Genomic DNA, 24228 nt, shown 5'->3' with positions numbered 1-24228 from the left:
ACGGATTCCTAATGCTGTTTGTTGGAGGGGAAATAACTGGCGATTCGATGCGCTTCAGCTAACTGTTGTTCGCTAAAGTTAGTAAAGGTCTGCGCTTCAAAACTCATGGCTTTATTTGCAATCATTGCAATGCTGCATACGGCCCTGTCGCAGACTCTAATATGCCTTGGCATATTAGGGAGAGATGCGCTGAGGCTTTGTAAAAGGGTTTTATTCGCAAGCAGTTGCTTCAGTGGGGAAAGCAACCAACTCTGATTGATATAATCAATGAAGGAAAATAGCAGCTTGAATAGTTCAGGATTATGTTTGATGGATAGCAAGTACGATGAAAACTGATGTCTTCGATGTTCGACCCCAATTTTGGCAAGCGCAACTACGGCATGCAAAGCGATGGTTTCGCCCTGATCAATGGTGCAGTAGTGCTCGAGAGCATCTGCTTCATTAATCGATAATGTCTCGCCTAGCATAAGAATTACGCACGCTTTTGTATCAGCGTATTTAAGTTTATTTAGAACCCCAAGCAAAATCTGATTCGATAATTGCGTTTTAGCTTGCTCAATAATACCCAGACTAGTATGCACTACGTTTATATCGTCATCATCTAATGCACCGAAAACGAGTTCGTAGTAGTCGCCAATATCCAGTCTTCCAGCAGCACGTATCGCGTCCATCCTAACGCTAGGGTGTTCGTGTTTAGCCAATTGCGCGAGTTCAGGCAAGGCAGATTTACCCATTCTGGCTGCGACATCGCTAGCAAAGGGGTCTTGCTCAATAATTGCTTGGGTAAGATGCGCTGTCATCAATGCTAATGTCTCCTTTGTGTTAACGAATCGGGTCGCGTTATGAATAAAGATGCTTTATACCCTTGGCAATATATTTGCGAGCCATATCGCAGCTGGCGTCGTTTCCATTTGCACCTATACGCTTAATTGGCACCAATGCGCCTCGATAGGCGTGTTCTTCATTTTTAAATCCGTAAGAAAGATCGTTAAAGTCAGCAACGCTGGCTCCATTGGGGACGTTTCGAACAATGGTGTTTGTTTCATGCATAATGCTGCGCATAGACCATGTATCCTCAGGCTGAGGTGAATCGTGGTTCGTGAACGCTCCTGAATGGGGCAGAGCAAAAAAGTGGCCCAGCTCATGCGCAAGATCATTTCCGCACAAATGTGCATCGCTTGCGCGATTGGTGACTTGCTCCTCTGGACGTGCCTGATTTTGCTCACAAGAGTGTAGCCCAAAGAAAATGCCCGGGCGTATTAGCTTTAAATATCGATAGTCTTGTGCGTTTACGGTAATGCTCATACCGCCCTCAACCTCTTGCATTATATAAAGATTGACGCGATCCGCTTCCCATTTTAAATCCAAGACGCGGTTCATTTCATTGAGATGGCTGTTGCATGACATTTTATCGGCTTGCCGCAAGCTTGCCGACAATGAAATTGGTTTTGCAAACGACAACTGAATGCCCGCATTGCCCCATATCGCTGAGGCTATTGAGAACACTTTCGACAGATTCAAGCGAACAGCCTTTCCTGACGCGCCGTTTTCTCCATTAATTGTCACTAAAAAGGGCTGAATTTTTATAATAAGCTTGGGTAAGACATACACATCGAGTCGGTGAATAATGGGACCATCAGCACGTCCAAAACGCACCTCAAGTGTGGCAACTTGAGTTTTGTTGGTTTCCAACAGTTGCGCTTCAATCTTAATTAACGAAAATGGACCATCCGCGCACTTAGCGTTTTCTGTGGGGCTGATGACACTTAAGCAATCACTATTAGAGCTGCTGACAAAAAGAGGCGCAGTAGGTGCGATGTTCTCTCTTACCAGCTTGATAGTCGCGCTTTGTCCCGCAGACAAACTTAAAAGCGCGGTATGTTGATTTGATACCACCGAAACACCATCGATGCTCGCATCCTTATTTCGGTAGCCACGATTATCAATATCTGGAAATTGAATATCAGGCTCGCTTTTACTAGCACGTTCAAACCTGACAGGAACCAATCTACATTCATCTTTAAGTGCTAGTTTAATGGCCACTTCTACTCTCCAAACGCTTCTTTTATACCGGTAATGGTTTCATCATCTAAGATGCCATGTGCTTCTAAATCATGATCAGCCTGAAAATTCAGGATGGCTCGGTCTATGGCTTGGTCCCATTTATCACTTGCCTCTCGGTCTAGATAACCTAGTAAACGCAGGCGTTGTTGCACGCCTAGAAAGGATTCGTAGCTGCTTAATGCAGACATCATTTTGAGCTCGTATTGACTCCCTAAAGCACAAAGCTGAGCCTTACATCCACCTTGTATTAATAGCTTGGCACAGCCATCATCATCGAGAAATCCAGACTGGCTGAACTGACCGTTTTGCCTGAGCGTGTATTCTATTTTAGGGCCAATTGACCGTTCGCCAGGTTCACCCCACTTGCCAGGATGTGTTTGAAAGTAAATGTCCTGTCGATGAAACACTAACTTATTGACATTGCCTTGGCCTTTGCTTGAACGCGCTACTTTTGCCATATCCGTTCCTAAAATCCGTACTCATGCTTGAGCGCAGCAAGAAAGCGTTCGTCGACAGTGGCGTTGGCAGTCAGGCCATGCTTGCTTTTAAACGCGCTGATGGCGTCTTTTGTTGTGTCATCCAAGACGCCCGTTTCATTTGCACAAAAGTAGCCCAAATTATTGAGTCGCGCTTGAATACCAATTGCTGAGTCATGCGGGGGCAGTGAGCCAAACTCTAATGGCCATGTCAGCACATTTTTTTTGAGTTCATCCAAAAAAATGATGAGTTTCCCCGTTTTTGCACTGGCATCAATTTTCTTTCTCACCAAGCCATCTTTGTCGGTTATTCCCGTGAGTTTGTATCCGCCAACATCTAATTCATACGGCATGTTAGCAAGCGCGTTCCCGCCACTATCTTGAACAAGCGTAACAAACTCCGTAACTTGCCCTTTCACTTTAAAAGTATGTTGAATGCCAGAGCCAAGCCTGACTGATTTTGTTTGCCTTTCAGGAATAAATAGCTGGTCACCTTCTTGTAACACGTGCATGTTGGGGCGTTGAAGCCTAAGCACTTCGTTTACAGGCGCGTCGTATATGACCTTGCAATCATGAAATCCGTAGTGTTTTGCAAGACTTGCAAGACACTCTCCCGATTTAATACTGTGTTTTTTCATATCACCAGGCATTGTGATCTATTCCAGGCAGGCAAAGCGACGATTCAGCAGGTAATGGCATAGGAAAGCTTGCGACGCCATTTTCATCTGTTGAGCCTTTGATTGATTTTCCATCAGGCAGAATGACTTCGTATTTTTGTCCACAGATAGGATTATCAAGCTCGTCAAACAGCACAATACTGCTTCCCCCAGCAGTTGCAGACTTGCTAGCGCCGCTGTCCGTTACGCTGCTGTTGCCATCGCTATCGCTATCGTTATCGTTTGAAGCCTGAGCTGAATATTTTGAAACTGCCAATGCTACGCTTGAAGCTGCCGAAGCGGCTGCGCCTAAGTCTGCAGATGAACTCGGCTGGCTTGATGCAGCCACATTTGGTGATGTTGGAGGGGCTGATGCAACAATCGATTCATTTGACGCACCGCTTTCAGGCATTAGCTTTGCTGCAACTTCTGGTGAAACACTCGCGGCGGCAGTCTGTTCAGGTGTCATTTTAGATGCCATTTCAGGCGGTATGCCAGCGGCGATAAGCTGTTCAGGTGTCAATTTAGCTGCCATTTCAGGCGATATTCCAGCGGCGGCAAGCTGTTCGGGCGTTATTTTAGCTGCCATTTCAGGTGAAATGCCAGCGGCGGCAAGCTGTTCGGACGTCATTTTAGCTGCCATTTCAGGTGAAATGCCAGCGGCGGCAAGCTGTTCAGGCGTCAATTTAGCTGCCATTTCAGGCGATATGCCAGCGGCTGCAAGCTGTTCGGGTGTCAATTTGGCTGCCATTTCAGGCGGTATGCCAGCGGCGGCAAGCTGTTCGGGTGTCAATTTGGCTGCCATTTCAGGCGGTATGCCAGCGGCGGCAAGCTGTTCGGGTGTCAATTTGACTGCCATTTCAGGCGGTATGCCAGCGGCGGCAAGCTGTTCTGGTGTCATCTTAGCTGTGAACTCTGGAGGAATACCCGCAGCAGCAAGCTGCTCAGCAGATATCCCAGCCTTGGTAAGCATCGCATTCGGCGCCATGCCCTCTGTTAAATTCGTCAGTGAACTTAATTGTTCAGGCTTCATTTTCGCAGCTAGCTCTGGAGATACACCCGCGGCCAAAAGTCCTTCGGGCGTCATGCCAGCTGCAAGTTCGGGTGAGAGGCCCAAACCGGCTAAACTTTGGCTAATACCAAGTTGTTCCACACTCGGTAAAACGCCATTGGCTAGTGTGCTTAATCCACCTAAACCCAAGGCTGTCATTCCTGCCGTTATTGCACTTTGTGGTGTGAAACCCTTTGGCGCAAACGATGAAGCAGAAAGACTCTGCATGTCATTTAACTGTAGGCTGTCAGTAGCTAGTAAGTCAGGCGCACTCATTCCTTGGGCAGACAAAAGTGCACCTGACATGGCTGCCAGATTCGCAGGCGGCGGTTTGAGTGCTCCATACTTCCCCATTTTGTCCACCAGCTGCTGTTGCTTGTTTGCCATCGCGTCTTTCAAAATATGGCTATCTGCTGGAAAGACCTCTTCTGGAAAAGTAGGCATGATGGTTTTAATGAGCTTTCCGACTTTTGGTTCCATTTGAGTACCCCATCAATTGATTTTGACCGAAGCGCCTTTCATGCTTGCTGGGCCATCAGAAGATATGTCGACGCTAGCACCCGCGTCTAAGGTAAGTGCAGATTTTGAATCCACCATGATGTTGCCAGGTGAACTGATGGTAATGCCGCCTCTCTCAATCGCGATAAATGAACCACCTACCTTGATTGTTAGATTATCGCTGGCCTCCAAGCAAATGTTGTTTGACTTTATATAGGTGTCTTTATCTGCGTTTATACTGAGGCTGCCTTCATAGTCTTCACTGCCATTGCCTTTCACACTTAAAGAAAGGGCCTGTCGAACTTCTTTAGCCTCTTTACCTTCAACCAATAAATTAAAGTCCTTGCCGATTTTTTGGACTTTGTCACCACCAATACTCTCAAAGCGGTGGTTTTGTACTTTGGTGTGCTGATCTTGATTTATGGTTAGATGGCGGTCTTTGCCAACGGTTTCAAACGCATCGTGGGTAACGGAAACATCATGATTTTTTGCTGCATGAATGAAGATTTGTTCTTCGCCTTGTTTGTCTTCAAAGCGTATCTCGTTAAAGGTGCCTGTATTTTTTGTACTGCGAGAACGAAATCCCGACATCGTCGAGTGGTTTGGTAAAGGATAGGGTGGCATGTTCGAACCGTTATAAATGCAGCCAACCACAATAGGTTGGTCAGGGTCGCCCTCTAAAAAGTCTACCAACACTTCTTGACCCACTCTGGGTATATAGATACTGCCCCAATTTTTGCCCGACATTGATTGGGATACTCTTATCCAACAAGAGCTTTCCTCATCACCTGAAGAGAGCTCATCCCAATGGAACTTAACTTTGATACGGCCATATTTGTCAGTCCATATTTCTTCATTTTTTTTGCCCACCACGGTTGCGGTTTGCGTGCCGCTCATTTTTTGTTTGGCAATGCTTTGCTCTGGTCTAAAGGCCATTTTTGCGGGCATGGCCGTTGCTGTGAATTCGTAGATGTTTTTTTCATTACCATCGTCTTCATTGGCTAAATTCCCAGAACGAAGCGTGCACTGGTAAGTCGTCACCAGATATTGAGCGTTTTGATCCTCTCTGGCATGTTTGACTAAAGAAAACTTGCTACCACAACTGATATTGCGCTGATTGCCCGAAAATCGTATTTGAGTGTAATTTGCGTTTTCTTGCTCCATAAGCAGCTTGGTATAGTGTTCGCCATCTTTACGCTGCTTATGTCGCCCCTCATAGGCAAACCTCTGTAAGGATGTTGCACTTTTCACTTGCGGGTCTTTTGTACTTACACTTAAATTTTTGCTTGGCAATTCAAAATCAAAACTCGATAAAGAGAAGCTTCCAGATTTAATGTTGTGTTCACTTTCCCATTTTCGAATCCCTTCATCTTCCGAGTAATTTGCGTCATCATGCAGCTCAACGTAAGGCACATCCCTCACATCATCCAGTCTTGCGTTATCATCGTGCATAATCAAAGTGTGTTTGCTCATGCTGTGCTCAAAAGTGTAGAAAATACCCTCCTGCTGCATGATGCGGGTGGCAAAGTTAAAGTCACTCTCATTAAACTGCACCACATAGTCTTGTTTAGGGTACTTCCCGCTGAGATTGTCTTGAAAATCCGTAAAACCTACTTCGCTGAATATGGATTTGATAATTTCGGGATAGGTTTTTTGCTGGAATATTCTACAGTGCTGCGACAGGCTAAGTAGCCAAACCCAAGGTCTTAGCGTAGCGACGTAGACAGCATTTCGTTTCAAATTTTCACGCTGCGAAAACGCGGTGATGATGCCGTTAAAAAAGCGTGTGTTGCTTTGTGTTTCGATGCTAAGTGTCATCTTTTTGCCAAGCAGCTCATCCATAGCAATATTTTCATTCTTGCTAAGTAGCTCAATCTCAATCTCAAAAGGATTACCCAGCGATTCAGTGAACTTAGCTTGTCGCAATACAAGTAGACCATCCTCAAGCGGAGAGATAAGCGATACAAGATGTTTTTCATCTGCCATTAATGCCACCTTCAAGCGAACAGGAACTTATGATGGCGCGCAAAACACGAGCGCCATTTGTTTAAAAGCACTACGCCATGCATCTGGAAAATGTTGCACACGGTGCTTCGATTATTACTCTTTTTTATTACTCGGGCAGCGCTAACAATCTTTCAACAATATTTTTAATGGTCCCGCAACTTCCCTGCTAAAGGCGCCGTAATGTGAGATATGAAGTGAATGCAAATGAGTCTAGATGCTCATTGCCCAGCGCCGAAAGGATGAGTATCAGTGGATTATCTCGAGACCCTATTAGAGCCTATTTCTGACGAACGTTATTGCGGTGAAAACCTAGAGGATGACGCTGCCTTTCAGAATTTTTTCTTTACGGCCCAAGGCACTCCAGAGCGATATGACGGTGAAAACACGATTGATGCAGAGCCACCAGATTGGCACGAGATTGAAAAACAAGCTTTGGTGTTTTTGGAGCAGACGAAAGATCTCAAGCTAATCTGCATACTCGCGCAAAGCGTGCTCAACACAAAAGGTCTCGTTCCCTTTTCACAGTGTATCCAAGCGCTCTCACGCTTGCTCAGAAAACAGTGGGAAGAAGTCTATCCATTGCTGGATGAAGATGATAATGACCCTTTGGAAAGAGTCGCAAGCTTCTCTAACCTGAACCACCCATTTATTACCACAAGCCTTAAAAACAGCTCGCTGGCCAATGTAAAAGGTGTGGGCGATATCACCTTGGCAGACATTGAATTGGCAGAGGCTAAAACCGACGACGCAAGCTTAAGCGTGAGCCAGCTAAAGGCGATTTTTCGAGAAATAAATACCGAGCAGTTGCAACTTTTCCACGATGCGCTGGCGTATAGCTTAGAGAGTTTAGAGGACATTAACAGTTGTTTTGTAGACAACGCAGGTCACGAGTATACGGTTGATTTTACTACCATCGTTGCCCTGCTAGAGAGTTTGAAGACGGCTTTAGAAAACTATTCTGATTTGTTTAACGAATCTGAATCACGGTCGCACGGTGATGTTGAAGGCGAAGGGCAAGGCGATGACGAATCTAGTCCTGGTCTTGCTCAAGGTAAAGCATCATCGAAAGCGTCCAAGATAGGGGCAATTCAATCACGCGAAGATGTTGAGCGATGCTTGAATTTAATCAATGAGTATTACTCGCTGTATGAGCCGTCTAGCCCACTGCCTGTTTTGGTCAACAGAGCCATTAAGTTGGTTCATGCGGACTTTTTAACGATTGTTCAAGATATTTACCCCGATGCTTTACCGGCGGTACAGCAACTTGCCGGTATCGACCCTGACGGGGAAGAGAAAGAAGATGATGAGTGGTAGAGCGCGCGCTGTTTAGTCATTCATGCATTGAATAAGAAGACAACAGTATGTAAGCGCGTTTCATGCATGATTTAACGCAACAAACGATTTTAAGTAAAAAGGAGATACACAGTGTCTAGTGGTCAGAAATTTGTTTCAAAAAATAGAGCGCCCAGAGTGCAAATCGAATACGACGTAGAGCTTTACGGCGCAGAAAAGAAAGTCCAACTTCCCTTTGTTATGGGGGTTATGTCGGACTTAAGTGGTAATCCAAGCGAGCCCTTACCGCCCATTTCTGAGCGTAAAATCGTTGAAATAGACGTTGATAATTTTGACGAGCGACTCAAGGCAACAAAGCCTCGCGTTCAGTTTAGTGTGCCAAATAAACTCACAGGCGAAGGCAACTTGCCGGTGGAGATGACCTTTGAAAGCATAGACGACTTTTCACCCGAAGCAGTCGCAAGAAATACAGATGGTCTTAAGCAGCTTTTAGAAGCGCGCACACAACTACAAAATTTGGTGACGTATATGGATGGTAAAGAGGGTGCTGAACAATTGATTGCGAAGGTATTGTCCGACCCGGCATTACTTGAAACCTTGAGCTCAGCGCCAAAAGCTGAAGACACCGACACTGCATCAGAGGACGCGTAATCATGGCTGATAATCAAACTGAAATTAGTGCAGACGAGGGCTTAGCAAGCCTAGATTCCGATAGCTTTGCATCGCTTTTACAAAAAGAGTTTAAGCCAAAGTCAGAGCATGCAAAATCCGAAGTAGAAAAAGCAGTGAATACCTTAGCCGGTTTTGCACTGGAAAACGTCAATAAAATTTCTGAAGACACTGTGCATTCTATCGAAGCAATTATTGCAGAGATTGACAAAAAGATGAGCGATCAAGTCAATGAAATACTGCATCAAGAGGATTTTCAGAAACTCGAAGGCAGCTGGCGAGGCCTGCATTACCTCGTGAACAACACGGAAACGGACGAATTTTTAAAAGTAAAAGTCTTCAATATCTCTAAAAAGGAATTGGGCAAAAACTTGAAGAAGTTTGCAGGTACTGCGTGGGATCAAAGTCCGGTATTCAAAAAGTTTTATGAAGAAGAATATGGCCAATTCGGTGGTGAACCATTCGGTTCCATTGTGGGCGATTATTATTTTGATAACAGTCCGTCGGACGTCAATTTGCTCACCGAAATGTCTAAAGTCTGTGCGGCATCTCATTCCCCATTTTTGAGCGCAGCCTCACCTCAGCTTTTGCAAATGGACAGTTGGAGTGAGCTGAGCAACCCCAGGGATCTGACAAAAGTATTCTCAACTCCAGATTATGCTTCTTTTAGGTCACTACGTGATACCGAAGATGCCAAGTATATCGCGCTTACTATGCCAAAAGTGCTGTCTCGTTTGCCGTATGGCGAAAAGACTGATCCCGTTGAAGCGTTTAATTTTGAAGAAGATGTCAGTGGTCCAGATGGTTCCAAATACACATGGACGAATGCGGCATTCTCAATGGCGGTAAATATCAATCGTTCATTTAAAGAATACGGCTGGTGTTCACGCATCCGAGGAATTGAATCAGGCGGCGCGGTAGAAGGTTTGCCAGTGCATACCTTCCCAAGTGATGACGGTGGCGTCGACATGAAGTGCCCAACAGAGGTTGCCATTAGCGACCGTCGTGAAGCCGAGTTGTCATCCTGTGGTTTAATGCCGCTCATTCACAGAAAAAACAGTGACTTAGCTGCATTCATTGGCGCTCAGACCCTGCAAAAGCCTGCGGTGTATGACAACCCGGATGCAACCGCAAATGCAGCACTTTCGGCGCGATTACCATACTTGTTCGCCACTACACGTTTTGCGCATTATCTGAAATGTATCGTGCGGGATAAAGTCGGCTCATTTAAGTCACAAACCGACATGCAAAAGTGGCTGCAAGAGTGGATCAATGATTATGTGGATGGTGCCCCAGCGACGTCTAGCGAAGAGACAAAATCACGCAAGCCTTTAGCCGGTGCTGGTGTCGAGGTTGAAGAGGTGGAAGGTTCGCCTGGTTATTACAACGCCAAATTCTTTTTGAAACCCCATTACCAACTTGAAGGGCTGACTGCGTCCTTAAGATTGGTATCAAAATTACCAGCCGGAAATGGCTAGTTCAAGCGCAGTTAATTATTAATTTGCCATTTATCTTATAAGGAGAATCACATGGCTGTAGATATGTTTTTAGAGTTAGACAAAATCAAGGGCGAGTCTCAGGATAAAAAGTACAAAGGCGATATCGATGTATTGTCCTGGAGCTGGGGAATGTCACAACAGTCCAGTAGTCACGTTGCCTCTGGTGGGGGTGTAGGCAAAGCGAATATCCAAGATATTAGCATCACCAAATACGTGGATAAGTCTTCAGTGACCTTAATGGAATACATCGCTACTGGAGACCATGTCGACAAAGCGAAGTTAGTGGTGAGAAAAGCTGGCGGTAAGCCGCTTGAGTACATTGTTATAGAGCTTAAGAAGGTATTCATCACATCTTACTCAACGGGTGGGTCAGGTGGCGAAGATTTGCTGACCGATAGCTTCACACTTAACTTTGCTGAATTTAAAGTTACCTATGTACCACAGAAAGAAGACGGTACTGGTGCAGCTAAAATTGACTTTGGATTCAACATTCCACAAAACGTCAAGAAGTAGATAGTGAAGGGTCGCTCTTGAGTGGCCCGCTTTTCCTGTTTGCCGCTTAGGATAAATAGATGCCAGAGCTCTCTCAAAAAGAACGTTTGCAACTGTCTTTGCTAGACCGTTTAACAGACGATGAACCACACAAAAAGAGTGAGTCTAGAGACAAGCGCGTGATTTCAGTTTCTCGTTTAAAAGAACTGGTACAACGTGATTTGGCATGGCTTCTCAATACGGTGGCGTCTTCGACAAATACGGATTTTGATGACTATCCGCAGATTCAAAGTTCAACCCTTAACTATGGGATCCCTGATTTATCTGGCTCAAACATAAAATCACTCAATACCAAACGTTTAGAGCGTGAAATAGTGAAATCCATCAAACGCTATGAAGCACGCATTATTCCGCATACCTTAAGCGTAAAAGTTAAGGTAGCGAACGAAGAAATGAGTAGTCACACCCTGTCGTTTGAGATTAGCGCTGACCTTTGGGCTCAACCGCTCCCTTTACAGCTCTATTTACAAACCGATGTTGATATCGAAAACGGCCATGTGTCGATTCGACAATGGCACTAAGGCAGAGGAATCAACAGGTGGAGAAGCCATAAATGGATGCTAAATTTCTGGAGTTGTATAATCAGGAGCTAAAATTTGTTCGTGAATCAGGTTCTGAGTTTGCTAAAGAATATCCAAAAATCGCCGGTCGTTTAGGGCTAGAAGGCTTTGATTGTTCTGACCCTTACGTAGAAAGACTCCTTGAAGGTTTCGCATTTTTATCTGCCCGAGTCCATCGCAAGCTTGATGCATCGTTTCCAGAGTTTACTCAGCATCTTCTTAACCTCCTATTTCCCACATTTTTGCAGCCCATTCCGTCATCCTTAATTGCGCAATTCAATCCTGATTTTGAAGAGGGTAGCTTGCTAACGGGCGTGACCGTGGAAAAAGGGACGTCCTTGTTCAGTCAGTTAGGAAAAGATGAACTAACGCCATGTGAGTACAAGACCGTGCAAGATGTCACAATGTGGCCTGTAAATATTGCTCACGCACAGTATCTAAATGCACAAGAACTTAGTTCCATTAGCGATGCTTTATCGCACTCTAAATTTTCTAAGGTTAAACCGGCAAAGGCGGCCGTAAAACTGGTCTTGGAAATGCCTCCCGGAATGGGATTTTCGGCACTTGAAATGGATACACTGAGTCTACACTTGCGCGGGACGGAGTCCTTCCCCGCATATTTGTTTGAGGCAATGTACAAAGGATTTATCGCTCTGATGTATAAAGCAGGTGACGCTTTGTGGCGAGAAAGTCAAGAGGCCACTGAGTTGACGACTGGCGGTTTCGATAAAAGCGAAGCTCTACTTCCGTACTGCAATCGTCAATTTGATGGCTTTCGCTTACTTCGCGAATATTTCGTATTTCCGACGCGCCTACTGTTTTTACATCTTAACAACATTCGTTCAAGCCTTAAGTTATGTAACGACAACAAGGTCGAATTGCTGCTGCTGTTAGACCACAGTGACGACCGGCTTGAAAATTTAGTCAGTGAAGAGAACTTTGCTTTGCACTGTACCCCTGCGATAAACCTTTTTGCTAAGCGAGCGGAGAGGATAAACCTAAGCCATAAGACCCATGAATTTCATGTTGTGCCAGACAGGCTAAGGCCAATGGATTTTGAGGTGTGTGCGATAAGGGATGTAAAAGGCTTTGGAAATTCAGTTGACCAAAAAAGCCAATTATTACCGCTTTATAGTCATCACTACAGCAATGAAATAATGTCCTCTCAAACATCCAAAGAAACGCAAAGTGGCGGATTTTACACAAGCCATCGAGGCGGCAGAAACTTAAGTGCAAATGGCCGAAAGTTTGGTCATCGCTCCAGCTACATTGGCAGCGAATTATTTGTGTCAATTGTAGACCCGAAACTTGCCCCGTATCCAGATGAGCTGCAGCAGTTAAGTATTGAAACACTTTGCAGCAATCGAGATCTGCCGCTGATGATGCCTTTAGGTAAAGGTAAGACCGATTTTACAATTGAAACGGGCATACCGTGTTCGTCGGTGCGCTGTGTTGGCGAGCCGACGCGGCCGCTTGCGCCCTTAAACGATGGCAAAGAAGCTTGGGACTTAATTAATCTACTATCCATCAATTTTTTGGGTTTTAGCTGTGATCAAAAAGAAGAAGCATTGGGTGCGCTACAGCGACTATTGATGCTAATGAGTGACAAGAAAAACTTTACCCAGCGCAAACAAATAGACGGACTGGTTGATATGGAAGTTAAGCAGATTACTGACAGACTGCCTATGCCCGGACCCACCTGTTTTGCTCGTGGCCTGGAAATTCGAATAAGTCTCGACGAAAATGCTTTTGAGGGCAGCAGCGCATTTATGTTAGGCATGGTGCTTGATCAGTTTTTCGCCCAATTTGTTGGGATAAACTCATTCTCAAAACTCGTCTTAGTCAATGCTAACAATACAGAGATTCATCAATGGCCAGTCAGAATCGGCTCTCACAAAGCTATTTAGAGGCACTTGCTGCGAACCCGCAAGCGCTTCATAGTGAAGGCTTTGAGCCACTGTTGCGCTATATCGATGCAAACTCTCCGATGCATGAGCGTATTGGATATTCGGTATCGCTCAAACAGGATCCATTGCGCTTAGGGCAGACCCCAGTTATGCACTTTCATGCTTCAGCGTTCAGTGAAGTAGTTCAGCAAAAGGCATCAACGGTATACAAATTGAAAAACGTCTATCTAGGTATGTTCGGCATAAACGGACCATTGCCCTTGCATTTAAGTGAATATGCCTTAGAACGAAACTACCGGTATAACGATAAAACCTTAACAGAATTTTGCGATATTTTTCACCATCGCTTTTTATCCTTGTTTTACCGCTCATGGTCAGTTTCACAGCCTTGTGTGAGTCATGATCACCCTCAGCATGATCATTTTTCAAAAGCAGTTAGCACTTTCTCAGGTGCACTTTTAAAATCGAACAAAGCCGCATCTAATACAGCGGCGTCCAATAAAGCGAATAAGACACCCAAAACAGCGTTCTTACACAAGCCCGCCAATATCGATAGTTTTCTCTCAGGCCTGTTTAGCAATAAGAGCAGAAGCTCTGGCACCTTATGTCAATTGTTAAGCGAGTATTTGCAACAAGAAGTCTATGTTCAAGAATTTGAGGGGGATTGGTATGCCTTGCCAGAGGGTGCAGAGTGTCGTTTAGGAGGCAGCAATGTAAGCTTAGGGATAAGCAGCGTGATTGGTGAGCGGGTTTTTCAGCGTAGCTATAATTTTTCGATTTTGATTGGTCCGCTTACTTACCAAAACTACTTGTTATTACTCAACAAAGCTCATTATTTTAAAGAAATGCGAAACATGGTTCGGCGTCACGTAGGCAGTGAGTTTTCATTCACATTTAAATTGCGCCTGTTAAAACACGAGATACCCAACTGCGCATTGGGTAAAAGCGCATTGGGTTCCACTGCATGGCTCACTTCAAATCAACAAAAGTCATCAGACGAAACCGCAGACCAACTAAACGAGAAGCGTGCAATCATTGCTTATCAATATGCTTGCTAACAAACATTTATAGGGGAAACTTCATGGCTGAAATAAGCAGGGTAAATTTATTCGGCAAGCTCAATACTTTGGCATTCAAAGCAGTAGAAAGCGCGACGGTGCTTTGCAAACTGAGGGGAAATCCCTACGTTGAACTAACGCATTGGTTTGCGCAAATTCTTCAGCTTCAAGATTCGGACATACATAAAATTGTCAATCACTTTGATATCGACGCTTCGATCCTGGCAAAAGATATTACAAACGCCCTAGAGTCTTTGCCAAAAGGTGCCAGCTCAATCTCAGATTTATCAAGCCATATTGAAGATGCTGTCGAACGAGCATGGGTATATGGCTCATTGGCCTATGGCGATACTAAAGTGCGTATGGCATATGTGATTTTGGGCATGCTGCAAACGCGTCAGCTTAAAAGTGCTTTGCTTAACATGTCGGGCGAGTTTTCTAAGATTAAATTAGACGACTTGAGCGATAATTTACACAGTATTGTTGCAGGCTCAAGTGAAGACGATTTGAGCGCTAGCGACGGTAGCTCAGCGCAAGCATCGCCTGGCCAAGCGAGCCAGGCAATGTCGCCCGCAACTATGGGCAAACAAGAAGCCTTAAGTCAGTATACGAGTGATTTAACGCAACAAGCGAGCGATGGAAAGTTAGATCCAATTATTGGTAGAGATGAAGAAATTCGACAGCTTACTGACATTCTGATGCGTCGCAGACAAAACAATCCGATATTAACCGGCGAAGCCGGGGTAGGAAAAACTGCCGTTGTTGAAGGTTTTGCTCATCGGATCAACAAAGGCGACGTGCCGCCATCCTTAAAAGGGCTCCGATTGCTCAGTTTAGATATTGGTTTACTGCAAGCCGGTGCCAGCATGAAAGGCGAATTTGAGAATCGCCTTAAGCAAGTCATTGAAGAGGTGAAAGCGTCCACAAAACCCATCATTATGTTTATCGATGAGACCCACACTTTGGTAGGGGCTGGCGGCGCCGCTGGAACGGGCGATGCGGCCAATTTGCTTAAACCTGCTTTGGCTCGCGGTGAACTCAGAACCATCGGTGCAACTACTTGGGCTGAGTACAAAAAACACATTGAAAAAGACCCCGCATTAACTCGACGCTTCCAAGTCGTGAAAGTAGAAGAGCCAAGCGAAGAAAAGGCGATTCTCATGTTGCGTAACATCGGCGATATGCTGGAAAAACATCATAAAGTGGATGTCTTGGATTCGGCAATTGAATCAGCTGTGAAGCTTTCGCATCGCTACATTCCGGCGCGACAACTCCCAGATAAAGCAGTCAGTCTGCTCGACACTGCCGCCGCCAGAGTGGCAGTGAGTCAATATGCAACGCCCGCTCGGCTTGAAGACTGCAAACAAGACATTGTGAATTTGCAAAAAGAGCAAAAGGTCTTGGAAGGTGAACAAGCAGCCGGTTTAGAGCATCAAACGCGATTGCAAAAAATCGATGAAGAGCTTGAAACTGCCAAGCAGCTTGAAACAGAGTTGCTAGCGAATTGGGAAAATGAGAAGCGAGTGGTTAGCGAACTAATTCAAGCAAAGCAAACGCTTCGCAAGCGACTTAGCGAAGCAAGCGAAAAGTTCAACGGCGCTGCTAGTGAAGATTCTGAAGATACTAACGATAGCGCAGATGAAAAACCAACAGTAGATGAAAAACTAAACGCCGCTTCTGACACAATCGTTGACGAGGATGAATCAGCACCTGCTGGCGATGAACTCCTCTCAATCGAGTCTTTACAGCAAAACATTGCTCGTTTATACGCAACGTTGGATGAATATCAAGGCGACTGTCCACTGGTGTTGCCGGTATGCGATGAGCAAGCAGTTGCCGCTGTGGTTTCTGACTGGACAGGCATTCCACTTGGCAAAATGGTGAGTGACGAGATTGCAAATGTGTTAAACCTTGCAGAAACCATGAAACAACGCGTAATCGGTCAAGATCATGCGATGGAGACTATAGCCAGGCGCATTCAAACCTCAAGAGCGGGTCTTGATAACCCAAACAAACCCGTGGGTGTATTTATGCTTTGCGGCCCCTCGGGCACCGGTAAAACCGAAACGGCGCTTACCCTTGCCGAGAGCCTTTATGGTGGCGAACAAAATGTGATCACAATTAATATGAGTGAGTTTCAAGAAGCGCACACGGTTTCGACCTTAAAAGGCGCGCCTCCGGGCTACGTTGGATACGGCGAGGGAGGTATTTTAACCGAAGCTGTTCGACGAAAACCACATTCAGTTGTGCTATTAGATGAGGTGGAAAAGGCGCATCCTGATGTGCACGAAATTTTCTTCCAAGTATTCGATAAAGGTGTAATGGAAGATGGGGAAGGGCGCAGCATCGATTTTAAAAATACGCTCATTCTGTTGACTTCGAATGTGGGCAGCAACGAAGTAATGCGTTTGTGCGCCAATTCAGAAAACATGCCGTCCATTGACACGCTGACTCAAGCTATTCGAGAGCCTCAGCTGAATGTATTTCCGGCGGCGTTGCTCGGGCGTATAGTCTCTATTCCATATTTCCCGCTTTCAAATCAGATGATCCAGCAAATAACACGTCTGCAGTTGGACCGCATCAAGGCGCGTATTGAGAGTGAGCGAGAGGTTGATTTTGAATATTCTGACTCAGTGGTCAATCAAGTGGTTAGCCGCTGCAATGAGCTGGAAAGCGGCGGCCGGATGATTGATAGCATTCTGACAAACACCTTGTTGCCAGAACTAAGCCGTCAAATGCTCAACAGAATGCTCGTCGGTGAAACCTTAAGTAAAGTAGCAGTAGAGATTGTGGATGATGACTTTGTATATGATTTAAGTGATTGAAGCATCGTTAATTAGGGTGTGACAAAAGACTAAGTTGATTAGCATCATCGGAATCTCACGAGGTCAAATTAAGCCTTCAAGTGCAACAAATCGCCTTTTTCTGGCGTAAATATTTATACCTGCTTGTATCCAGACACATTTAGGTCTGAAGCATAATTTACGTATTGGAGACGGCTTGTGCCAAGAAGACTACCTGCGGACAACCCGAGTTTTGTAAAACAGTTATTAGCAAGTTTGCCAAATGATTTTGGAATCACACCTTACCAAGACAAAATGGGTTATAGAATTCTCCCGAAGTTTATGGTTAAAAAACGTAAGCCCCTTAGAAATTTCCAATGGGTACAAACCCGAGGTCTTCGAATAGCGCGCTGTGCTCAGCCTAACTACAATAGGTCGGTTGGCAAAGACGAGAACCACACTATTTCTCATGAGCAACTGCAGTACATTATGCGCAATGGTATTAAAACGGTTATTAGCCTGAATCGCGCGATACTAGCACCGATTTCAAAGGCGCATCTTAATGTTAATCATATTGAGTATTTCCATTTTCCTAAACAGGATTACACCGCACTTGATTTAAACGACCATCAAATGATCGACAACATTATTCAGCGGCGCAAAGACTGTGGTGCATTTTTGTTCTACTGCGGATATGGTCAAGGCCGAACGGGCACCGCTATAGCAGGTCTGGCGACAAAGTACTTGGTGTGTCATCAGCAAGACTATTTTTCAAGAATGCACTTTAAACAGTATATAGATTTTGTGAGTTCTGCGTTTGGGGTAGAAACGAATGCTCAGGTCTTGGAACTTATAAAGTACGCAAAGTCGCTTGCAACCGTGCAAGTTGGTGCAAGTTACCGGCCGCCTACGCCCTTACTCAACGCACTTAATTCTAATTTTGTAAATGCAGATGACTACCAGGACAATGCTTCGCTAGCATCAGCGCGGCCTGCATCAATTCGCTCATTGCCGTCTAGTGCAGATTCTAGTGTGAGCGGCCTGAGTGCACCACCCCTGCCAACGCTTCCTGTAGGTGCAGTGCTAATGCAATCTCTGGATTCTGTAGGTATGCTGCGAAATGGCCCTCAGGCTCATTTGATCACTCAGCCGCGAAATTCACTCTCAAGTTTGTTGTCTTATGAGTACCAAGAAATGCATCCTGACAGCTTTTATTTTCACAATCTAGCGATCACTTAATCAGCCTAAGCCTCGACGAGTGTCCCTTCGGTGGTTGGGATTAGCCGGTCATGGAGTGCAGATACACGAGAGGGTAAAAAGCTACACATCAAGCGCAAATATCTGATCAAACAGCGCTCGTACCGATTGGAATCTGTCTTCAGGATCTTTCGCAAGAGCTTTGCGAATAATGGCTTGCAAAGCTTCAGGTATGGCATTTTCACGTCCATTTATTTCAGGAACATTCTCGTTACAATGTTTATAGGCCAATTGCTGAAAACTGTTGCCAGAAAAGGGCGGTGTGCCGTTAAAGATAGTAAACATGATCACGCCAATTGCATATATGTCGGTGCGCTCATCTAAACTAGATGATACTGAAAACTGTTCGGGCGCCATAAATCTTGGTGTGCCCATAATTGGCGTGTTGGCCTCAGTTAGAATTTGTGTTTCGTCAGACATATCGTCGTCATCGAAGGTGGGGGTGGTCACCTGCATGGCCAAGCCAAAATCCATCACCTTTAATATCCCTTGCCGATTGATGATCATATTACCAGGCTTAAGGTCTCTGTGAATGACGCCAATTTGATGGGCGGCAATCATCGCTGAGCAAATTTGCTTGCTAATCGCCAGGCCGGTGGAGATATCAAGTGCGCCCTTTTTCTTGATCAATCGACCCAAATCATAACCTTGCACATACTCCATGGTAATAAAGATTTCATCTTCGTTAGAGCCAAAGTCGAAAGTGCGCACAATATTACGATGAGTGATTTTACGTGCAAGTCGAATTTCTTCCTTAACATTTAAGCCCTCAATGCCTTCAAAAAACGCTTTCTGCATGACTTTAATGGCAACTTTTTCGTGTAAATCTAAATCTTGGGCAAGATAGACGACCCCCATTGTGCCGGAGCCTAATTGAGATAACAGTTGATATCGTTCCCCAATGACCTTATTCAACCCTTGACTGGTATTTGAAAGAGATTGATTACTTTGGCTCAAAGCTTCAGGATTTTGCAGTTTAAGACTGTTGTCGGCCTCAATTTCTGTCGCTAATTCGGCCAAATAAGCTTCATACTCCGCTTTTTCTTTTAGACTTTGGCTCATCTTTACTAAGGCGTTTTGAAGACTTCCAATCTCATCTTTTGAGCGTTTGTTATTATCAATTTCAGGATACAAGCCAGCCTGGATCTGTTTGGTTATGTCTACAAGGCGAATAATTGGACGGCTCATCGTTAGCGCCATCAACAAAGCAATCAGTGAAGCTAAGACTAACCCGCTTGCGCCAATCATCAGTAAAGCATGTTGAATCTCTTTAAACGGCCGCTTTAATTCTTCGGCAGATCTTATTGCGACAACAAATCCCAAGGGGGTGCCATCTTTGCTATTGATGCGTCGAAACACACTGTGCTGCAACTGTCCATCGACCAAAAATTCCATACGAAGGGTATCAGACGCTGATTCAAGAATCGTTTTCCAAGCATTTGGCTGCTCTGAAAAATAGGTCATTTTTGATTGTGACAGCGAATCATCAGACATATAACTTAATTCAATGCCATCGATGTTGCCTTCATTGTCCCGAGAAAAACTAAAAAAACCTATCTGGCTTTGTGTTAACGCGACAATTTCTTGTGCAGTATCGTGAGATAAATCATAGGCAAGCACCACAACACCTTTGACCAGGTCTTTTGCAACATTGTCAAATATCGGTGCCGCAATGGTTTGCATCAGTTTGCCTTTGCTCGAAATAAAGCCGAGGCTGAGCTCTCCATTTAAGGCATCGTCAAACAACGCGCTTCTGCCTGCCAGGTTTATGCCTACTGCATTTTCATCATCTGCGCGCGCAAGAATGCGTCCATTCGCATTGAGAAAGAAGAGGATGTCAAAGTCGTATACTTCCACATATTCCAAACTCAAATCTTGAAGCGTTAAAGAGGCTTGATCAGATACTAAGGGCAGAACGCGACCATCTCGAGCAATACCGTATGCGATTTCAGAGATAAATTTGAAACGACTCTCTATTCTGGTTTGAAGTATTTGGTTCGACTGCACTAAAGAACGTTCGATGACGTCATTGGATACTTGATCAGATTTCGCTCCTATTTGCCAATAAATAAGGCTCAAAAATGTCAAGAACGCCAAAAAGACAAAGGCGAAAAGTTTCGTTCGAATACTGAAGAACCACTTCATTTGCTAGTGCTCCACGTTGTCTATATGGCGTTTCATTAATAGAATTCCCGTCGCACGCTGCGTGCCTCATTGTAATCTTCGCCAAATTTATTAAGGCGCTCGGGGGCTTCATAATTTCTCGTATCAAATTGAATGTCTAAGGAGACCGTATCACTGTTGGTAATGCTGACTTCTTGCGACTGCGTACCTCGGATACTCCAAAGATTAATTATGTAGTCGCCCATTGGTAAGTTGCTGAACTCAAAACTTCCTTCTTCGCTTCCTTCATCGGTCGCAAGCACTTGAGATATGCCCTCATCGTCAACCGCAACGTAGGCGGCCATATTGGGGTGGATGTTGCAATAGACTTTTACCACACCTTCTTCATTTAGTCTGACCGCCCTTTGCAAACCGCTTCCAAAGGTGCCCAAATCGAACGCATTCTCGCCCGTAGAAGAAAAGACGTTATGCTGAATTTCGTCATTATTAACAAAATTGACGGTATCTCCTTTGCGGATAATCATGTTGCCGGGTGTATAGACTTTATCGGTCATGTCCATGTTGTGGACGGTGCTTCGAGCGTTAGTGGCTAATGCGGTACCGTCTTTTCGTTTTATGCGCACGATAACGCCCTCGGGTGAAATAGCACCCGTACTCGCAAGCAATGTCACCTTGCCAGAAATGCTGCCAAGTGCTGGGCTGGGACTTGGGACACTAACAGGGGCTTTTTCTGCAAGGGGTCTTTCGATGCTAGCTGGTTTATCCCTAAGTGGAGTGTCTGCAATACGAGGTTCTTCTTGAATAGGAGTATTAACGGTAGGCGCGGGGCGTGATGGAATACTTGCTTTGGTGGCCATATTGTTTGCTGTTACGTTATCGTCTTCAATCGTTTTTGAGATACGCTCGTTGGGCAATGGAACGTCAAGAATCACACCTGTCTCGGTGCCTTGAATGATTTCACCCTGTTCATTTTTGACCGGACCAACTTGTGCTTTACTTGTATTTGGAATGATGCGATCTAATCCGGGGATGTTGTAAAGCGTAGCGCATGCACTTAGAGTGAAGACTGCAATTAAGAGGCATAGTTTGAGACTGATATTGATGATATTTTTCACAAAAAGACGTCCTTAAAGGTTCGGTAAATACTAATTTGCTCAATAGTCTGAGGTGCGCAGATTTGGGTCTGGTGGCTGAACACGTTTGGTATGTAAATCGACGGTATATACCTTTTGTGTACTCAACATTTTATAATCTGGAGATAGGCTCTGAAAGCGATAACGGTGATCGTCGGTATCTAAAATGAAAACAACAGAAGCTATTTCAGATTGCTCTTATAATGCCAATTTACGTCGCTTTGTTTTGAATAGTTGCAAGGATTTAGAGAATTTTTGAAGGGTGTGAATCGTAACTCAGACCAAGAGAATGGTGAATGCCATTAAGTCGGTCATATGAAAATGGGTTGCTTAGAATGGAATAGGGTACCCATATTTGCAATGGGCACCAAATGGATAGTTAGGACTTAGTCACCCTGACAGCAAAATCGATCAGGATTTGGGTCTGATAAAAGCAATAAATATGGCCCTCGTCGCTCGTGGTCGTACCAAACAAAGTGCTCGTCAACTTGCATTGTTGGGTAGGTGTAAAGCTTGTTATTAACCAGCCCAGATTTTGCCGCGCCTAGTTTCCCGACCACCGTTACATAATTTAGCTTACGTATATCCTTTGCATCCTCAACGCTCATATAAGCTTTGAATCTGCCTTTAAATTCAGTCCCTTGTTTTGGGGCGGCATTCGCATTTTGTTCCAAATACATGACCTCGAGTTCGGCGAATTCATCTCTTTGCTCGACCGCTACGACTAAGCCAGCCCATCGAACTTCTGCGCCCAACTCAAGTGTTTCAACTGGCGTTTGCATCAAGTCCTTAAAATCCAGCAGGCTTTCTTCATTGTTGACAGCGATATTTGCAGGAATACCTGCACAACCAAACGTTAACGTGCCTACGATGACTAACGCACAACAATGAGAGAGGATTTTGTAGAAGGTGGGTTTGGTATTCACAAGATTCATGTAATAAACCACGCATTAAGTTAGGTAACTGTATTAAAACTAGACGATTGTGCGAAATTTCGCAATATTATTTAGCTTACTCGTGCCGCTCGCTTATGGAAACCGCTGGGGCTAGAGGGTTTCACGACCTATTAAGAATTTTAAGAAAGTCACGCTCTCGCGCTTGAAGCGCTGCGCAATCGAGGGACTCGCTTGTGCTTGAGATGGCGTTCAATAGCACGTTTGCAGCGCTGAACACACTGCGCAATCGCTGACTCCAGCTTATGTCCATTATCCTCTATTGATATTGAATGACCGGATTGTAAGCCGACGCTGATGGAACACTCAATTACAGCAGCGTTGGGACCATTACTCTCGCGTATGCTTAATTCACAACCCGATACGATAGACGCAAACCGCGAAAGTGATAAGGCTATACGCTCATCAATCATCTCTTGCTGTGATGCAGTTAAGACGAGATCGGTGTGTGTTATTGAAAATTCCATCGTGATACAACCTTCTAGGATTTTAGTAGACAGCATAAAAACACTTAATAACACCCATCATCCGTTAGTCATAAGACCTTCTGGTGGCGATAGTGCGCGATAAGTTGCAAGATTATTAGACCTTGAGATCAATAAATCTCCACATTTCGAACGTTAGCAATTAAAAGTGAACGATTAAATTCGAATATATGTATATAAGGTTATCGGAAAAACTGAGGATTACGCGTGGCAACAAAGTTTTACGCCACATACTCCAACAGCAACAAAACCCAGGAGTTTTAAACTGGCAATGGCTGATAATTTAAATTATAAACACCTCCATTACTTTTGGGTTGTCGCAACCGAGGGTAGCATTGCTCGAGCAGCAGATAAGTTATTTATTACGCCACAGACTATCAGTGGTCAGTTAAGCATGTTGGAAGAGCGTATTGGGCAACCACTGTTTGATCGCGTGGGGCGCCGCCTTCGCCTAACAGAAACGGGTCGGCTTGTACTCAGATATGCAGATGACATTTTTGAATTGGGAAAAGAACTCTCTGATGTTCTAAGAGGCGCACCGGTCGTTGGCACATCTGAATTTATCGTAAGTGCGGCTAGCGCTCTGCCAAAGACAATTGTGTATAAAATTCTTGAGCCAGCTCTAAATATTTCCCAAGACATAAGCTTGATGTGCCGAGAGGGGCCGGTTGAAACGATTCTTGGTGAACTTGCCGTTCATGAAGTCGACATGGTGCTTACCGACACGCCCTTATCAAGCGCATTTAGCATAAAGGCTTACAACCATTATTTGGGGCAATCAGAACTTTCGTTTTTTGCTTCACCTGAACTTGCTTCACAGCTTAAGACGCCTTTTCCGCAGTGCCTCGACCAAGCACCCGTTTTGCTGCCGACAAAACAGTATGCAATTAGGCAGCTTTTCGACAAATGGTGTCTTGAAGAAAATATTTTTCCGCTTATTCGAGGACAGTATGATGATAGCGCCTTAATGAAATCGTTTGGTAAGGCAGGTCTTGGAATATTTTTTATGCCCAGCATCATCGAAAGTGAAGTGCGTGAAACTTTTGGATTAGAGTGCATCGGCAGATTGAGTGATATCAAGCAAAAATTCTATGCAATTTCAGCAGAGAGAAAGGTAACACATCCCGCTGTTGCCGCGGTTTGCAGCACTGCGAGAGACGTTATTTTCAAATAGGCTTAAGTACAAAATATACATTTCCAACT

Annotated in this window: 20 protein-coding genes; 10 read left to right on the top strand and 10 right to left on the bottom strand. The window is 44.7% G+C overall.

Annotated elements, in window-relative coordinates; genetic code table 11:
- Positions 1 to 8: 8 nt before the first annotated feature.
- Genes PN836_RS04860 through PN836_RS04835 form a run of 6 tightly spaced genes read right to left on the bottom strand, consistent with a single transcriptional unit; the run spans position 9 to position 6731 of the window.
- Positions 9 to 800, bottom strand: a complete 792-nt coding sequence (locus tag PN836_RS04860; RefSeq protein WP_395344121.1) for a HEAT repeat domain-containing protein — start codon at positions 798 to 800, stop codon at positions 9 to 11.
- Positions 801 to 840: 40 nt separating this feature from the next.
- Positions 841 to 2043, bottom strand: a complete 1203-nt coding sequence (locus PN836_RS04855) for a hypothetical protein (RefSeq protein WP_395344119.1) — start codon at positions 2041 to 2043, stop codon at positions 841 to 843.
- Between the two features lie 2 nt (positions 2044 to 2045).
- Entirely contained in the window at positions 2046 to 2522 is a 477-nt protein-coding gene (locus PN836_RS04850) for a peptidoglycan-binding domain-containing protein (protein WP_395344116.1), read from the bottom strand.
- 8 nt (positions 2523 to 2530) lie between these two features.
- Positions 2531 to 3178: a peptidoglycan-binding domain-containing protein gene (locus PN836_RS04845; protein ID WP_395344113.1), complete on the bottom strand. Its 648-nt coding sequence runs from the start codon at positions 3176 to 3178 to the stop codon at positions 2531 to 2533.
- A gap of 1 nt (position 3179) precedes the next feature.
- Positions 3180 to 4727, bottom strand: coding sequence for a hypothetical protein (locus PN836_RS04840; protein ID WP_395344110.1), 1548 nt, complete (start codon positions 4725 to 4727; stop codon positions 3180 to 3182).
- Between the two features lie 12 nt (positions 4728 to 4739).
- Positions 4740 to 6731, bottom strand: coding sequence for a type VI secretion system Vgr family protein (locus tag PN836_RS04835; protein ID WP_395344108.1), 1992 nt, complete (start codon positions 6729 to 6731; stop codon positions 4740 to 4742).
- A 270-nt stretch (positions 6732 to 7001) separates the two neighbouring features.
- Between PN836_RS04835 and tssA the strand changes: the two genes are divergently transcribed.
- The 9 genes from tssA (at position 7002) to PN836_RS04790 (ending at position 18312) form a co-directional block, all read left to right on the top strand.
- Positions 7002 to 8066 carry a type VI secretion system protein TssA gene (gene tssA, locus PN836_RS04830; protein WP_395344105.1) on the top strand — a complete coding sequence of 355 codons (1065 nt, stop codon included), beginning with the start codon at positions 7002 to 7004 and terminating at the stop codon, positions 8064 to 8066.
- Positions 8067 to 8177: 111 nt separating this feature from the next.
- On the top strand, positions 8178 to 8696 hold the full coding sequence (gene tssB / locus PN836_RS04825) for a type VI secretion system contractile sheath small subunit (RefSeq protein WP_395344102.1): 519 nt from the start codon (positions 8178 to 8180) through the stop codon (positions 8694 to 8696).
- A 2-nt stretch (positions 8697 to 8698) separates the two neighbouring features.
- Positions 8699 to 10192: a type VI secretion system contractile sheath large subunit gene (gene tssC, locus PN836_RS04820; RefSeq protein ID WP_395344099.1), complete on the top strand. Its 1494-nt coding sequence runs from the start codon at positions 8699 to 8701 to the stop codon at positions 10190 to 10192.
- Positions 10193 to 10243: 51 nt separating this feature from the next.
- Positions 10244 to 10726, top strand: coding sequence for an Hcp family type VI secretion system effector (locus PN836_RS04815; RefSeq protein WP_395344097.1), 483 nt, complete (start codon positions 10244 to 10246; stop codon positions 10724 to 10726).
- A 59-nt stretch (positions 10727 to 10785) separates the two neighbouring features.
- The gene (gene tssE / locus PN836_RS04810; RefSeq protein WP_395344095.1) at positions 10786 to 11286 is read left to right on the top strand and encodes a type VI secretion system baseplate subunit TssE; all 501 of its coding nucleotides are present in this window, start codon (positions 10786 to 10788) and stop codon (positions 11284 to 11286) included.
- 32 nt (positions 11287 to 11318) lie between these two features.
- Entirely contained in the window at positions 11319 to 13232 is a 1914-nt protein-coding gene (gene tssF, locus PN836_RS04805; protein ID WP_395344093.1) for a type VI secretion system baseplate subunit TssF, read from the top strand.
- Entirely contained in the window at positions 13196 to 14290 is a 1095-nt protein-coding gene (gene tssG, locus PN836_RS04800; RefSeq protein ID WP_395344091.1) for a type VI secretion system baseplate subunit TssG, read from the top strand. Before tssF ends, tssG begins: the two co-directional genes overlap by 37 nt.
- Positions 14291 to 14313: 23 nt before the next feature.
- Entirely contained in the window at positions 14314 to 17115 is a 2802-nt protein-coding gene (gene tssH, locus PN836_RS04795) for a type VI secretion system ATPase TssH (RefSeq protein ID WP_395344089.1), read from the top strand.
- A 177-nt stretch (positions 17116 to 17292) separates the two neighbouring features.
- Positions 17293 to 18312, top strand: coding sequence for a hypothetical protein (locus tag PN836_RS04790; RefSeq protein WP_395344087.1), 1020 nt, complete (start codon positions 17293 to 17295; stop codon positions 18310 to 18312).
- An 81-nt stretch (positions 18313 to 18393) separates the two neighbouring features.
- On the opposite strand, the gene PN836_RS04785 is transcribed toward PN836_RS04790, so the two are convergent.
- The 4 genes from PN836_RS04785 to PN836_RS04770 form a co-directional block, all read right to left on the bottom strand.
- Positions 18394 to 20475, bottom strand: a complete 2082-nt coding sequence (locus PN836_RS04785) for a protein kinase domain-containing protein (protein ID WP_395344085.1) — start codon at positions 20473 to 20475, stop codon at positions 18394 to 18396.
- Between the two features lie 35 nt (positions 20476 to 20510).
- A complete protein-coding gene (locus tag PN836_RS04780) occupies positions 20511 to 21569 on the bottom strand; it encodes a cupredoxin domain-containing protein (RefSeq protein WP_395344083.1) in 1059 nt (352 codons plus the stop codon).
- A 404-nt stretch (positions 21570 to 21973) separates the two neighbouring features.
- Complete coding sequence (locus PN836_RS04775) at positions 21974 to 22522, bottom strand: Slp family lipoprotein (RefSeq protein WP_395344081.1); 549 nt, start codon at positions 22520 to 22522, stop codon at positions 21974 to 21976.
- A 149-nt stretch (positions 22523 to 22671) separates the two neighbouring features.
- Positions 22672 to 23007: an HPF/RaiA family ribosome-associated protein gene (locus tag PN836_RS04770; RefSeq protein ID WP_395344079.1), complete on the bottom strand. Its 336-nt coding sequence runs from the start codon at positions 23005 to 23007 to the stop codon at positions 22672 to 22674.
- A gap of 289 nt (positions 23008 to 23296) precedes the next feature.
- On the opposite strand from PN836_RS04770, the gene nhaR reads away from it, so the two are divergent.
- Positions 23297 to 24199 carry a transcriptional activator NhaR gene (nhaR, locus tag PN836_RS04765; RefSeq protein ID WP_395344077.1) on the top strand — a complete coding sequence of 301 codons (903 nt, stop codon included), beginning with the start codon at positions 23297 to 23299 and terminating at the stop codon, positions 24197 to 24199.
- The last annotated feature ends 29 nt before the right edge of the window (positions 24200 to 24228 follow it).

The sequence above is a fragment of the Ningiella algicola genome, from assembly GCF_028401415.2.
Classification (GTDB): Bacteria; Pseudomonadota; Gammaproteobacteria; order Enterobacterales; family Alteromonadaceae; genus Glaciecola.
This window is presented reverse-complemented; position numbering and strand designations above follow the sequence as displayed.

Bases quoted from the DNA above. Each gene is read 5' to 3' on its own strand.
- tssE (WP_395344095.1), top strand. From the start codon at position 10,786: ATGCCAGAGCTCTCTCAAAAAGAACGTTTGCAACTGTCTTTGCTAGAC.
- PN836_RS04770 (WP_395344079.1), bottom strand. From the start codon at position 23,007: ATGGAATTTTCAATAACACACACCGATCTCGTCTTAACTGCATCACAG.
- PN836_RS04835 (WP_395344108.1), bottom strand. From the start codon at position 6,731: ATGGCAGATGAAAAACATCTTGTATCGCTTATCTCTCCGCTTGAGGAT.
- nhaR (WP_395344077.1), top strand. From the start codon at position 23,297: ATGGCTGATAATTTAAATTATAAACACCTCCATTACTTTTGGGTTGTC.
- tssH (WP_395344089.1), top strand. From the start codon at position 14,314: ATGGCTGAAATAAGCAGGGTAAATTTATTCGGCAAGCTCAATACTTTG.
- PN836_RS04815 (WP_395344097.1), top strand. From the start codon at position 10,244: ATGGCTGTAGATATGTTTTTAGAGTTAGACAAAATCAAGGGCGAGTCT.
- PN836_RS04850 (WP_395344116.1), bottom strand. From the start codon at position 2,522: ATGGCAAAAGTAGCGCGTTCAAGCAAAGGCCAAGGCAATGTCAATAAG.
- PN836_RS04785 (WP_395344085.1), bottom strand. From the start codon at position 20,475: ATGAAGTGGTTCTTCAGTATTCGAACGAAACTTTTCGCCTTTGTCTTT.
- tssG (WP_395344091.1), top strand. From the start codon at position 13,196: ATGGCCAGTCAGAATCGGCTCTCACAAAGCTATTTAGAGGCACTTGCT.
- tssF (WP_395344093.1), top strand. From the start codon at position 11,319: ATGGATGCTAAATTTCTGGAGTTGTATAATCAGGAGCTAAAATTTGTT.
- PN836_RS04860 (WP_395344121.1), bottom strand. From the start codon at position 800: ATGACAGCGCATCTTACCCAAGCAATTATTGAGCAAGACCCCTTTGCT.
- PN836_RS04840 (WP_395344110.1), bottom strand. From the start codon at position 4,727: ATGGAACCAAAAGTCGGAAAGCTCATTAAAACCATCATGCCTACTTTT.
- PN836_RS04845 (WP_395344113.1), bottom strand. From the start codon at position 3,178: ATGAAAAAACACAGTATTAAATCGGGAGAGTGTCTTGCAAGTCTTGCA.
- tssC (WP_395344099.1), top strand. From the start codon at position 8,699: ATGGCTGATAATCAAACTGAAATTAGTGCAGACGAGGGCTTAGCAAGC.
- PN836_RS04775 (WP_395344081.1), bottom strand. From the start codon at position 22,522: ATGAATCTTGTGAATACCAAACCCACCTTCTACAAAATCCTCTCTCAT.